The sequence below is a fragment of the Streptomyces sp. NPDC046887 genome, assembly GCF_040644755.1.
Taxonomy (GTDB): Bacteria; Actinomycetota; Actinomycetes; order Streptomycetales; family Streptomycetaceae; genus Streptomyces; species Streptomyces lichenis.
Genome location: NZ_JBEYXH010000010.1, coordinates 19,085 through 32,505 on the forward strand (window position 1 = coordinate 19,085; position 13,421 = coordinate 32,505).

Below are 13,421 nucleotides of genomic sequence, written 5' to 3' on the forward strand. Positions count from 1 at the left end.
CGATCCGAAGAAGAGAGCCGCTATGGACTTCCTTCGCCCCGCAAGCTGGGAGGAGGCGCTCGCCGCGAAGGCCGAGCATCCCTCGGCCGTCCCCCTCGCGGGTGGCACCGATGTCATGGTCGAGATCAACTTCGACCACCGGCGGCCCGAGTACCTCCTGGACCTGAGCCGCGTCGAGCCGCTCCACGACTGGGAGGTCGGCGAGGAGAACGTCCGCCTGGGCGCCTCCGTCCCGTACACGCGGATCATGGAGAACCTGCGCACCGAACTGCCCGGCCTCGCCCTCGCCTCCCACACGGTCGCCTCCCCGCAGATCCGCAACCGCGGCGGCGTCGGCGGCAACCTCGGCACCGCGTCCCCGGCCGGCGACGCCCACCCCGCCCTGCTCGCCGCCGGCGCCGAGGTCGAGGTGGAGTCGGTCCGCGGCTCCCGCTTCATCCCGATCGACGCCTTCTACACCGGCGTCAAGCGCAACGCGATGGAGCCGGACGAGCTGATCAGATCCATCCACATCAAGAAGGCCGCGGGCCCCCAGCAGTTCTCCAAGGTCGGCACCCGCAACGCCATGGTCATCGCGGTCTGCGCCTTCGGCCTCGCCCTGCACCCCGACTCCCGCACCGTGCGCACCGGCATCGGCTCCGCCGCGCCCACCCCGGTCCGCGCCAAGGATGCCGAGGCCTTTCTGAACGCCGCGCTCGACGAGGGCGGCTTCTGGGACAGCGGCGCCGAGCTCACGCCCGCCATCGCCCGGCAGTTCGCCACCCTCGCCGCCGGCGCCTGCAACCCCATCGACGACGTCCGCGGTACCGCCGCGTACCGCCGTCACGCCGTCGGTGTCATGGCCCGCCGCACCCTCGGCTGGACCTGGGAGCAGTACCGCTCGACCGGACACGCCCTGGAAGGAGCCGCCTGACCATGCGTGTGAACCTCACCGTCAACGGACGCCCCCAGCAGGCCGACGACGTCTGGGAGGGCGAGTCCCTGCTGTACGTCCTGCGGGAGCGGCTGGGCCTGCCCGGCTCCAAGAACGCCTGCGAGCAGGGCGAGTGCGGCTCCTGCACGGTCCGCCTGGACGGCGTGCCGGTCTGCTCCTGCCTGGTCGCCGCCGGCCAGGTCGAGGGCCGCGACGTGGTCACCGTCGAGGGCCTCGCCGACTACGCCCGGCAGCGCGAGCGGCACGGCCACGGCGGAGTCTGCGCCACCGGCGCCTGCGCCGCGCCCGGCACCGGCCTCCAGGAGGCCCGGGGCTGGTCCGCCACCGGAACGGACTCCCAGACCGGCGAGGGCACCGCGCTCGCCCCCGTCCAGCAGGCCTTCATCGACGCCGGCGCCGTCCAGTGCGGCTTCTGCACCCCCGGTCTGCTCGTCGCCGCCGACGAGATGCTGGAGCGCAACCCCTCACCCTCCGACGAGGACATCCGCGAGGCCCTTTCCGGCAACCTCTGCCGCTGCACCGGCTACGAGAAGATCCTCGACGCCGTCCGCCTGGCGGCCGCCCGCCAGGAACGCCAGGGAGAGGCGGTCTGATCCCCATGCCCACCCCCACCGGTCATCCGGCCGCCACCACCCCCGCCGGCACCCCGACCCAGGTCACCCAGGGCTCGCAGACCCGGGGCGGCATCGGCGAGTCCACGCTCCGCCCCGACGGCACCCTCAAGGTCACCGGCGAGTTCGCCTACTCGTCCGACATGTGGCACGAGGACATGCTCTGGGGCCAGATCCTGCGCTCCACCACCGCGCACGCCGAGATCGTCTCCATCGACGTGTCCGAGGCGCTCGCCCAGGCCGGGGTGTACGCCGTGCTCACCCATGACGACCTGCCCACCGACGTCACCCGGTACGGGCTGGAGTACCAGGACACCCCGGTCCTCGCCGACGGCGTGGTCCGCCACCACGGCGAACCGGTCGCCCTGGTCGCCGCCGACCACCCGGAGACCGCCCGGCGCGCCGCCGCCAAGATCAGGGTCGAGTACCGGGAGCTGCCGGTGGTCACCGACGAGGCCTCCGCCCTCGCCGACGGCGCCCCGATCCTCCATCCGCACCGCGACGACCACCACGCCGGCCATGTCGCCCACCCCAACATCGTCCACCGCCAGCCGGTGATCCGCGGCGACGCCGCCGCGGCCGCCGCGCGCGCCGATGTCATCGTCACCGGCGAGTACGTCTTCGGCATGCAGGACCAGGCCTTCCTCGGCCCCGAGTCCGGTCTCGCCGTCCCCGCCGAGGACGGCGGCGTCGACCTCTATGTGGCCACCCAGTGGCTCCACTCCGACCTGCGCCAGATCGCGCCCGTGCTCGGTCTGCCTGAGGAGAAGGTCCGGATGACGCTCTCCGGCGTCGGCGGCGCCTTCGGCGGCCGTGAGGACCTGTCCATGCAGATCCACGCCTGCCTGCTGGCACTGCGCACCGGCAAGCCGGTCAAGATCGTCTACAACCGGTTCGAGTCCTTCTTCGGGCACGTCCACCGCCACCCGGCCAGGCTCCGCTACGAGCACGGGGCCACCCGCGACGGCAGGCTCACCCACATCAGCTGCCGGATCGTGCTGGACGGCGGCGCCTACGCCTCCGCCTCCCCGGCCGTGGTCGGCAACGCCGCCTCCCTCGCCGTCGGCCCGTACGCCGTCGAGGACGTGGACATCGAGGCCGTCGCCCTCTACACCAACAACCCGCCCTGCGGCGCCATGCGCGGCTTCGGCGCGGTCCAGGCCTGCTTCGCCTACGAGGCGCAGATGGACAAGCTCGCCCAGGCCCTCGCCATGGACCCGGTCGAGCTGCGGCAGCTCAACGCCATGGAGCAGGGCACCCTGATGCCCACCGGCCAGCGGGTCGACTCCCCGGCCCCGGTCGCCGAGCTGCTGCGCCGGGTCAAGGCCCGCCCGCTGCCGCCCGAGCGCCAGTGGGAGACCACCGCCGGCGCCGACATCCGGGCCCTGCCCGGTGGCCTGTCCAACACCACCCACGGCGAGGGCGTCGTCCGCGGCGTCGGCTACGCGGTCGGCATCAAGAACGTCGGCTTCTCCGAGGGCTTCGACGACTACTCCACCGCCAAGGTGCGCATGGAGGTCGTCGGCGGCCAGGCCGTCGCCACCGTGCACACCGCGATGGCCGAGGTCGGGCAGGGCGGCATCACCGTGCACGCCCAGATCGCCCGCACCGAACTGGGTGTCACCCAGGTGGTCATCAACCCCGCCGACACCCGGGTCGGCTCGGCCGGCTCCACCTCCGCCTCCCGCCAGACGTACGTCACCGGCGGCGCGGTCAAGAACAGCTGCGAGCTGGTCCGCGAGAAGGTCCTGGCGATCGGCCGCCGCAGGTTCGGCACCCACCACCCCGCCTGGGCCACCGCCGAACTGCTGCTCGAAGGCGGCAAGGTCGTCACCGACGGCGGCGAGGTCCTCGCCGACCTGGCCGAGGTCCTGGCCGACGAGGCGGTGGAGATCGAGGCCGAGTGGCGCCACCGCCCCACCCAGGCGTTCGACCTGGTCACCGGCCAGGGCGACGGCCATGTCCAGTACTCCTTCGCCGCCCACCGCGCGGTCGTGGAGGTGGACACCGAGCTCGGCCTGGTCAAGGTCATCGAACTGGCCTGCGCCCAGGACGTCGGCAAGGCGCTCAACCCGCTCTCCGCCATCGGCCAGATCCAGGGCGGCACCACCCAGGGCCTGGGCATCGCCGTCATGGAGGAGATCGTCGTCGACCCGAAGACCGCGAAGGTGCGCAACCCCTCCTTCACGGACTATCTGATCCCCACCATCCTCGACACCCCGACCATCCCGGTCGACATCCTCGAACTCGCCGACGACCACGCGCCCTACGGCCTGCGCGGCATCGGCGAGGCCCCGACCCTGTCGTCCACCCCGGCCGTCCTCGCGGCGATCCGGAACGCGACGGGCCTGGACCTCACCAAGGCGCCGGTACGACCCGAACACCTCACCACCGGCACCTTCTGAAAGCCCCTCCGGATCCCCGCCCGGCCCACCACACACCGGGCGAGGACACACCCCGGAGACCTGCCGGCCCCGCACCCGGGGCCCGTCAGACCTCCGGGCGGTGCGTGCCTCCCGGGAACGTCACACTTCCACCCGCCCGCACCGCCCGGAGAACCCCCACGCGGGACGACCCCGCACCCGCCGCCCGCGTACCACGTACGCGCCGGCACCCCCGCCCAGCGGCCCCCACGCCGTGCGGCGCGCAACCCCGTTCGTCTCGGGCCGTCCCCCGGGTCGTGCAGCCAACGCACCATCCCAAATCCCGCACAAGCGCCCCTATGCGCGCGGGTGCCCCTTTGAACCTTGGGAGAACAGGCACCATGACCCAGTCGTCCGTGGAGCCCAGGACCGCAGCGGAGGAAGCCGGCAACGGCTCCAGAGTCCCCGCCGGCCGATCCTGGCTCGACCGCTATTTCCACATCACCCACCGAGGGTCCACCGTCGCCAAGGAAGTGCGCGGCGGCATCACGACCTTCATGGCGATGGCCTACATCCTGCTCCTCAACCCCCTGCTGCTCGGCGGCGGGGATGTGAACGGGGACAAGCTCAGCCAGCCCGCCCTGATCACCGCCACCGCGCTGGCCGCCGCGGTGACCACCCTGGCGATGGGCTTCATCGGCAAGGTCCCGCTGGCCCTCGCGGCCGGCCTCAGCGTCGCCGGCGTGATCGCCACCCAGGTCGCGCCCGAGATGACCTGGCCGCAGGCCATGGGCATGTGCGCGATCTACGGCGCGGTGATCTGCCTTCTGGTGGTCACCGGCGTCCGCGAAGTGATCATGAACGCGATACCGCTCGCCCTCAAGCACGGCATCACCATGGGCATCGGGCTCTTCATCGCGATCATCGGCTTCGTCAAGGCCGGCTTCGTCGGCCCCGGCACCGCCGGCGGCCCGGTCACCCTCGGCGTCGGCGGCTCGCTCACCGGCTGGCCCGTCGCCCTCTTCAGCCTCACCCTGCTGCTGATCTTCATGCTCCAGGCGCGCAAGATCCCCGGCGCCATCCTGATCGGCATCGTGGTCGGCACCGTCATCTCCGTCACCGCCACCGCCACCGGCCTCATCGACGAGAAGGCCTGGGGCGGCACCGCCCCCGTCCTGCACGGCAGCGTCGTCTCCATGCCGGACTTCTCCCTGCTCGGCGCGATCGAGTTCGGCGGCTGGGACAAGGTCGGCTACGCCGCCGTCTCGATGATCGTCTTCACCCTGGTCCTGGCCGGCTTCTTCGACGCCATGGCCACGATCATCGCGGTCGGCCAGGAGGCCAAGCTCGCCGACGCCCAGGGCCGGATGCCCGGCCTCAGCAAGGCCCTGTTCATCGACGGCGCGGGCGGCGTGGTGGGCGGCGCGGCCGGCGCCTCCGGCCAGACCGTCTTCATCGAGTCCGCCACCGGAGTCGGCGAAGGCGCCCGTACCGGCCTCTCGGCCACCGTCACCGGCCTGTTCTTCGCCGCGTGCCTCTTCTTCACCCCGCTCACCCAGCTGGTGCCCGGCCAGGTCGCATCCGCGGCCCTGGTCGTCATCGGCGCGATGATGCTCCAGAACGCCCGCCACGTCGACTGGACCGACTGGTCCATCGCGGTCCCCGTCTTCCTGACGGTCGTCCTGATGCCGTTCACCTACACCATCACCACCGGTGTCGGCGCCGGCGTCATCGCCTACTGCGCGATCAAGGCCGCCCAGGGCAAGTGGCGCGAGCCCAGCGCCCTGATGTGGGTCCTCTCGGCGGTGTTCGTCTTCTACTTCGCCATGGGTAACGGGCACTGACCCGGGAACCCCTCACACAGCCGTAGCCGCAAGGAGGCCGACATGCTGGACATCGCCGAGGAGCTCCACCGGTGGGTCGAGCAGGGACGCGACTTCGCCGTGGCCACCGTGGTGGCCGTCACCGGCAGCGCGCCCCGGCAACCGGGCGCCGCCCTCGCCGTCGACAGCGAGGGCACCGCGATCGGGTCGGTCTCCGGCGGCTGCGTCGAAGGAGCCGTATACGAACTCTGCCAGCAGTCGCTGGCCGACGGCACACCCGTCCGCGAACGCTTCGGCTACAGCGACGAGGACGCCTTCGCCGTGGGTCTGACCTGCGGCGGCGTCATCGACATCCTCGTCACCCCGGTACGCGGCGGGGTCCTCCCCGCCGCCCTCAGGGCCGCCGCCGAAAACCAGGCGGCGGCCCTCGCCCGGATCGCCGAGGGCCCCGCCGACCTCCTCGGCCGCGCCCTCCTCGTCCACCCCGACGGCTCGTACGAGGGCCGCCTCGGCGGCCACCCCGAGCTGGACCGCACCGCCGCGGCGGAGGCCCGCGCCCTGCTGGACGCCGGCCGCACCGGCACCCTCACCCTCGGCGAGGAGGGCTCCCACTGCGGCCGGCCCCTCACCCTCCTGGTCGAGTCCAGCGTGCCCGCCCCCCGCATGATCGTCTTCGGCGCCATCGACTTCGCCGCGGCCCTGGCCCGGGTCGGCAGGTTCCTCGGCTACCACGTCACCGTCTGCGACGCCCGCCCGGTCTTCGCCACCGCCACCCGCTTCCCCGACGCGGACGAGATCGTCGTCGCCTGGCCCCACGAGTACCTCGCCGCCACCACCACCGACTCCCGCACCGTCCTGTGCGTCCTCACCCATGACGCCAAGTTCGACGTCCCCCTCCTCGAACTCGCCCTCACCCTCCCCGTCGCCTACGTCGGCGCGATGGGCTCCCGCCGTACCCACCTCGACCGCGAGCGGCGCCTGCGCGAGGTCGGCGTCGGCGAACCCGCCCTGGCCCGCCTGCGCAGCCCCATCGGCCTCGACCTCGGCGCCCGCACCCCCGAGGAGACGGCCCTCTCCATCGGCGCGGAGATCGTCGCCACCCGCCGCGGCGGCAGCGGCGCCTCCCTCACCGGGGCGCACACCCCCATCCACCACGACACCCGCCTGAACCCGGTGGCCTGACGTGTCCTACGCCACGTTCCGGCATGCCCCCGCCGCCCCTGGGCAGGCGAGCTGCGCGCCGGGGACGCCCCCGCCGCGAGTGCCCCTGCCCCGCAAGGAGACCCCCCACATGGCCGCCCAGCCCACCAGCCCGATCTACGACCAGCTCGTCGAGGAGCAGGGCGACGTCCTCACCGAGACCCGCGAGCTCGCCGAACAGACCCAGGAGCAGGCCTCCCAGGTCCTCGACTGGACGGTGGACGCCTGACGCGCCGCCGGTGACCGGGCAGCGGGCAGGCCCGGACACCGGCGGCGCAAGCCGCCCCGCCCCCCGCCCGGCCCACCCCGGCGTGCCGGGATGTGTGACCTGTACCAGGCTGGATACGCGATCAGGCGAGCCGGACACGGCCGTGGGCCGTGGGCCTGAACGTACGCACCAGAGGAGGCCGCATGGACAGCGACGAGAGCATGGGCGACGAGGTCTACCAGCCCGACGACGCGGACGAGCGGGAGGACACCGGCATCCTCGACCCGGAGGACACGCTCTCGGAGCGGGACGCGGACCCGTACGAGGAGGGGTACTCCCCGCCGGAGCGCCCGTACGCCGTGGAGGACCACGGGACGACCGCGCGGGAGCAGCGGGAGGGCGAGTCGCTGGACCAGCGGCTGGCCGAGGAGGTGCCGGACCCGACGCTGGACGACGTCGCGCCCGGGGACGGCATCGGCGACCTGCCCGGCGGTGACGGCGAGGTCGTCGGCGGCGACCAGGTGGGCCGGGAGCGGTCCGGGCGGCTGGTGGCGCCCGACGAGGGGGCGCACGGCGACGACGAGAAGGACGTGGTGGCCACCGACGTCGGTATCGACGGGGCCGCCGCCTCGGCGGAGGAGGCGGCGATGCACACGGTGCCGGACGACGAGGACGAGATCCCGCGATGAGCACGGGCACCGGTCCGGGGACGTCCTCGCGGGTGACTGTGACGGTCAACGGGGTGGAACACACCAGGGAGCTGGACAACCGGACCACGGTGCTGGACCTGCTGCGGGAGCACCTGGGGCTGACCGGGGCGAAGAAGGGCTGCGACCACGGGCAGTGCGGGGCGTGCACGGTGCTGGTGGACGGGCGGCGGGCCAACAGCTGCCTGCTGCCCGCCGTGGCGCAGGACGGCGCTGAGGTGACGACGGTGGAGGGGCTGGCGGCAGGGGACGAGCTGCACCCGGTGCAGCAAGCGTTCCTGGGCCGGGACGCCTTCCAGTGCGGCTACTGCACCCCCGGTCAGCTCTGCTCGGCCGTCGGGGTGTTCGCGGAGGCCGCCGCCGGGCACCCCTCGCATGTCACCGACCCGGGATGGGCCTCGGGCCAGGGCCCCGTGGAGCTGAGCCGCGCCGAGATCCGGGAGCGGATGAGCGGCAACCTGTGCCGCTGCGGTGCGTATCCCCACATCGTCGCCGCCATCGAGGACGTGACCCGGTGAAGCCGTTCGGATACCAGCGACCGGCGACGGTCGACGCGGCCGTCGAGGCGTTCGCGGCCACGCCCGGGGCGCGGTACCTCGCGGGCGGGACCAATCTGATGGATCTGATGAAGCACGGGGTGGAGACCCCGGCCGTGCTGGTGGATGTCAGCCGGCTGCCGCTGGACGGGGTGGAGGAGCTGCCGGATGGCGGGCTGCGGGTGGGGGCCACGGTGCGCAACAGCGACCTGGCCGCGCACCCGCTGGTGCACGACCGCTTCCCGGTGCTGTCGCAGGCGCTGCTCGCGGGCGCCTCGGGCCAGTTGCGGAACATGGCGACCACCGGCGGCAACCTGCTCCAGCGCACCCGGTGCTCGTACTTCCAGGACACCTCCGCCGCCTGCAACAAGCGCGAGCCGGGCAGCGGCTGCGCGGCGAGGGAGGGGGTGCACCGGGACCACGCGGTGCTCGGGCACTCGGAGCGGTGCGTCGCGACGCATCCGTCCGACATGGCGGTGGCGCTGGCGGCGCTGGACGCCACCGTGGAGCTGTACGGGCCGGAGGGCGCCCGCGCGGTGCCGGCGGCGGAGTTCCACCGGCTGCCGGGGGAGCACCCGGAGCGGGACACCGTGATCCGGCCGGGAGAGCTGGTCACCGCGGTCACCGTGCCGGGGACGACGGCGGGCCGGCCCTCCGCGTACCGCAAGGCGCGCGACCGGGCGAGCTACGCCTTCGCGCTGGCCTCGGTCGCGGCCGTGCTGGACACCGACGAGGACGGCACGGTACGGGCCGTGGGGCTGGCGTTCGGCGGACTGGCGCACCGCCCCTGGCGGGCCCGGCTCGCCGAGACCGCGCTGCTGGGGCACCGGCTCACCGAGGAGGCCGTCGCCCACGCGGTGGACGCCGAACTGGCGCTCGCCGAACCGCTGCGGGACAACGGCTTCAAGGTGCCGCTGGCCCGCAACCTGGCCGTGCACACGCTCACCGGGCTCGCCTCGGCCCGCAGCCCCCAACGCCTCTGACCTCGGAGACACCGGACCTCAGGAGAGTCGCCATGCGTCCCACCGCCACGTCCACCGCCGCCGGGGCCGTAGGGCGAAAGCCCGCCCTGGGGGCGGGCGCCGAGCGACTGGAGGGCCGCGACAAGGTCACCGGTACGGCCCGGTACGCCACCGAGCAGCCGCACACCGCCCCGGACTGCGCCTACGCCTGGCCGGTGCCGGCGACCGTGGCGGCAGGGCGGGTCACGGAGGTGGACGCCTCGGCGGCCCTCGCGCTGCCCGGGACGCTCGCCGTGCTCACCCCGGACAACGCCCCGCGTGTAGGGGAGAGCGACGACCCGATCCTCAAGGTGCTCCAGGACCACGAGGTCCCGCACCGCGGCTGGTTCGTCGCCCTGGCGGTGGCGGACAGCCTGGAGAACGCCCGGGCGGCGGCCGCGGCGGTAAAGGTGTCGTACGAGGTCCGGCCCCATGACGCGGTGCTACGGGAGGACCACCCGGACGCGTACGTCCCGGAGAGCGCCAACGGGCATCCGGGGCGCCGGGAGCGGGGGGACGCCCGGGAGGCGTTCGCCGCGGCCCCGGTGCGGGTGGAGGCCTCGTACACCATTCCACCGCTGCACAACCACCCGATGGAGCCGCACGCCTCCTACGCACGCTGGGACGGCGACCATCTGACGGTGTACGACTCCAGCCAGGGCGCCCACCCGGTGCGGACCGCGCTCGCCGGGCTGTTCGGGCTGGAGCCCGGGCGGATCACCGTGGTCTCCGAGCACGTCGGCGGCGGCTTCGGCGCCAAGGGCACGCCCCGCCCGCATGTGGTCCTGGCCGCGATGGCCGCCCGGCACACCGGACGCCCCGTCAAGCTGGCGCTGCCGAGGGGGCAGCTGGCGCATGTGGTGGGCTACCGCTCACCCACCCTGCACCGGCTGCGGCTCGGCGCCGACCGCGACGGCACCCTGCTGTCGGTCGAGCACGAGATGACCGCGCAGACCTCCCGGATCAAGGAGTTCATCGAGCACGGCGCGGTGGCGGCGCGGGTGATGTACGCCGTACCGCACAGCCTCACCACCCATCGGGCGGTCCGGCTGGACGTGCCCAGCCCGTCGTGGATGCGCGCGCCCGGCGAGGCGCCCAGCATGTACGCGCTGGAGTCGGCCATGGACGAGCTCGCCACCGAGCTGGGCATGGACCCGATCGAGCTGCGGCTGCGCAACGAGCCGGCGACCGAGCCGGACAGCGGGCTGCCGTTCAGCAGCCGCCATCTGGCCGAGTGCCTGCGCGAGGGCGCCCGCCGGTTCGGCTGGCACCACCGCGACCCGCGGCCGGGGGTGCGACGGGAGGGCGATCTGCTGACCGGGACCGGGGTGGCCGCGGCCACCTATCCGGTGCTCTGCGACCCGTCCTCGGCGAGCGCCACCGCGCGGCCCGACGGCACCTTCCTGGTGCGGATCGACGCCACCGACATCGGCACCGGCGCCCGTACCGTGCTGGCGCAGATCGCCGCGGACGCGCTCGCGGTGCCGCTGGACTCGGTGGCCATCGAGATCGGCTCGACCCGGCTGCCGTACGGCCCGCTGGCCGGCGGCTCCGCCGGTACCGCCTCCTGGGGCTGGGCGGTGCACGAGGCCTGCACCGCGCTGATCCGGCGGCTGGCGGACCACCGAGGTGACCTGCCGGGGGAGGGGCTGACCGCGGAGAGCGACACCACCGAGGCGGCGGAGGCCACGCCGCCGTTCGCCCGGCACGCCTTCGGCGCCTCCTTCGCGGAGGTGCAGGTGGACACGGTCAGCGGCGAGGTGCGGGTGCGCCGGATGCTCGGGGTGTACGCGGCCGGGCGGATCCTCAACGCCCGCACCGCACGCTCGCAGTTCATCGGCGGGATGACCATGGGCCTGGGCATGGCGCTCACCGAGCACTCCACCGCGGACGCGGCGCACGGGGGCTTCGCCGAGCGGGACCTCGCCTCGTACCACGTCCCGGTCAACGCCGACGTACCCGAGATCGACGCCCACTGGGTGGACGAGGTCGACACCCACCTCAACCCGATGGGCTCCAAGGGCATCGGCGAGATCGGCATCGTCGGCACCCCGGCCGCCATCGGCAACGCCGTCCACCACGCCATCGGGGTACGGCTGCGCGAACTGCCGCTCACCCCGGACAAGGTGCTCGCGGCCCTGCGCTGAGCGGCTCGCCGGTCGGCGTTCGGGTGACGTACGCGGACCGGCCGCCGGGAAACCCGTGCCCGGACCGGGGGAAACCCTAGGTTCCGGAGGATGGAGCGAGTGAGCGAGCAGGGGCGGACGGCGGCAGCGGAGTCCCCGGGCACCAACGAGGCGGGCCGGCGGCGGGGCAGGGCGGTGGTGGACTGGCTGACGACGACCGACCACAAGAAGATCGGCCAGCTGTATCTGATCACCTCGTTCGTCCTCTTCCTGGCCGCCGGGGTGCTGGCGCTGCTGATGCGCGCCGAACTGGCCCGGCCGGGGCTGCAGATCATCTCCGCCGAGCAGTACAACCAGGCGTTCACCCTGCACGGCACCGTGATGCTGCTGCTGTTCGCCACCCCGACCTTCGCCGGGTTCGCCAACGCGGTGATGCCGTTGCAGATCGGCGCCCCGGACGTGGCCTTCCCCCGGCTGAACATGTTCGCCTACTGGCTGTTCGCCTTCGGCGGGCTGATCGTGCTGGGCTCGCTGCTGACACCGGACGGGACGGCGGACTTCGGCTGGACCGCGTACGCCCCGCTCAACAGCACCGAACGCACCCCCAGCACCGGCGGCGACCTGTGGATCATGGGTCTGGCGCTCTCCGGGTTCGGCACCATCCTCGGCGCGGTCAACTTCATCACCACCATCATCTGCATGCGCGCCCCCGGGATGACGATGTTCCGGATGCCGATCTTCTGCTGGAACACCCTGCTCACCTCGGTGCTGGTGCTGCTGGCCTTCCCGGTGCTGGCCGCCGCGCTGCTGGCGCTGGAGGCCGACCGCCGGTTCGGGGCGCAGATCTTCGAGGCGGCGAACGGCGGGGCGCTGCTGTGGCAGCACCTGTTCTGGTTCTTCGGCCACCCGGAGGTGTACATCATCGCGCTGCCGTTCTTCGGCATCGTGACCGAGGTGCTGCCGGTGTTCTGCCGCAAGCCGCTGTTCGGCTATATCGGGCTGGTCGCGGCGACCATCGCCATCACCGGGCTGTCGGTGGTGGTCTGGGCGCACCATATGTTCGCCACCGGGGCGGTGCTGCTGCCGTTCTTCTCCTTCATGAGCTTTCTGATCGCGGTGCCGACCGGAGTGAAGTTCTTCAACTGGATCGGCACCATGTGGAAGGCCTCCCTCTCCTTCGAGACGCCGATGCTCTGGGCGCTGGGCTTCCTGGTGACCTTCCTGTTCGGCGGGCTGACCGGGGTGATCCTGGCCTCGCCGCCGATGGACTTCCATGTCACCGACTCGTACTTCGTGGTGGCCCACTTCCACTATGTGGTGTTCGGCACCGTGGTCTTCGCGACCTTCGCCGGCTTCCACTTCTGGTGGCCCAAGATGACCGGGAAGATGCTGGACGAGCGACTGGGCCGCATCCACTTCTGGACCCTGTTCACCGGCTTCCATCTGACCTTCCTGGTGCAGCACTGGCTGGGCGCCGAGGGCATGCCCCGCCGGTACGCGGACTATCTGGCCGCCGACGGCTTCACCGCGCTCAACACCCTGTCCTCCATCGGCGCCTTTCTGCTGGGCGCGTCCACCCTGCCGTTCCTCTACAACGTCTGGCGGACGGCGAAGTACGGGCGGCGGATCGCCGTGGACGACCCCTGGGGGTACGGCCGGTCGCTGGAGTGGGCGACCTCCTGCCCGCCGCCCCGGCACAACTTCCACGCCCTGCCCCGGATCCGCTCCGAGTCGCCCGCCTTCGACCTGCACCATCCGGAGATCGCCGTCCTGGAGACGGGCCACAGCACGGGCCGCCGGGACGTGGTCGAGCCAGGGCACGCGGCCCGTGAGCCGCGCGATCTGACGGAGTGAGGGCGGGGCGGTACGCGATCGTGGTGCCCGCCTTGCGGACGGGAGCTGTCCGCGAGGC

General features: G+C 73.0%; 11 protein-coding genes. All 11 read left to right on the forward strand.

The annotated features are described in order from the left end of the window. Positions 1 to 22 precede the first annotated feature (22 nt). The 11 genes from ABZ945_RS12540 (at position 23) to ctaD (ending at position 13,363) form a co-directional block, all read left to right on the forward strand. A complete protein-coding gene (locus tag ABZ945_RS12540) occupies positions 23 to 913 on the forward strand; it encodes a xanthine dehydrogenase family protein subunit M (protein ID WP_361267510.1) in 891 nt (296 codons plus the stop codon). A 2-nt stretch (positions 914 to 915) separates the two neighbouring features. Continuing rightward, positions 916 to 1,527 (forward strand): (2Fe-2S)-binding protein, encoded by a 612-nt coding sequence (locus ABZ945_RS12545; RefSeq protein ID WP_361267512.1) that lies wholly within the window; start codon positions 916 to 918, stop codon positions 1,525 to 1,527. A 5-nt stretch (positions 1,528 to 1,532) separates the two neighbouring features. Beyond that, the gene (locus ABZ945_RS12550; RefSeq protein WP_361267514.1) at positions 1,533 to 3,950 is read left to right on the forward strand and encodes a molybdopterin cofactor-binding domain-containing protein; all 2,418 of its coding nucleotides are present in this window, start codon (positions 1,533 to 1,535) and stop codon (positions 3,948 to 3,950) included. 359 nt (positions 3,951 to 4,309) lie between these two features. After that, on the forward strand, positions 4,310 to 5,752 hold the full coding sequence (locus ABZ945_RS12555; RefSeq protein ID WP_361267516.1) for an NCS2 family permease: 1,443 nt from the start codon (positions 4,310 to 4,312) through the stop codon (positions 5,750 to 5,752). A 42-nt stretch (positions 5,753 to 5,794) separates the two neighbouring features. Further along, positions 5,795 to 6,913 carry an XdhC/CoxI family protein gene (locus ABZ945_RS12560; RefSeq protein ID WP_361267518.1) on the forward strand — a complete coding sequence of 373 codons (1,119 nt, stop codon included), beginning with the start codon at positions 5,795 to 5,797 and terminating at the stop codon, positions 6,911 to 6,913. Between the two features lie 109 nt (positions 6,914 to 7,022). Continuing rightward, entirely contained in the window at positions 7,023 to 7,160 is a 138-nt protein-coding gene (locus ABZ945_RS12565) for a hypothetical protein (RefSeq protein WP_361267519.1), read from the forward strand. Positions 7,161 to 7,342: 182 nt separating this feature from the next. Then, positions 7,343 to 7,828 (forward strand): DUF5709 domain-containing protein, encoded by a 486-nt coding sequence (locus tag ABZ945_RS12570; protein ID WP_361267521.1) that lies wholly within the window; start codon positions 7,343 to 7,345, stop codon positions 7,826 to 7,828. Continuing rightward, positions 7,825 to 8,364 (forward strand): 2Fe-2S iron-sulfur cluster-binding protein, encoded by a 540-nt coding sequence (locus tag ABZ945_RS12575; protein WP_361267523.1) that lies wholly within the window; start codon positions 7,825 to 7,827, stop codon positions 8,362 to 8,364. Before ABZ945_RS12570 ends, ABZ945_RS12575 begins: the two co-directional genes overlap by 4 nt. Continuing rightward, the gene (locus ABZ945_RS12580) at positions 8,361 to 9,365 is read left to right on the forward strand and encodes a xanthine dehydrogenase family protein subunit M (protein ID WP_361267525.1); all 1,005 of its coding nucleotides are present in this window, start codon (positions 8,361 to 8,363) and stop codon (positions 9,363 to 9,365) included. The genes ABZ945_RS12575 and ABZ945_RS12580 overlap by 4 nt, the downstream gene beginning before the upstream one ends. 32 nt (positions 9,366 to 9,397) lie before the next feature. Continuing rightward, positions 9,398 to 11,530 (forward strand): xanthine dehydrogenase family protein molybdopterin-binding subunit, encoded by a 2,133-nt coding sequence (locus ABZ945_RS12585; protein WP_361267527.1) that lies wholly within the window; start codon positions 9,398 to 9,400, stop codon positions 11,528 to 11,530. Between the two features lie 90 nt (positions 11,531 to 11,620). Next, entirely contained in the window at positions 11,621 to 13,363 is a 1,743-nt protein-coding gene (gene ctaD, locus ABZ945_RS12590) for a cytochrome c oxidase subunit I (RefSeq protein ID WP_361267529.1), read from the forward strand. Positions 13,364 to 13,421 lie beyond the last annotated feature (58 nt).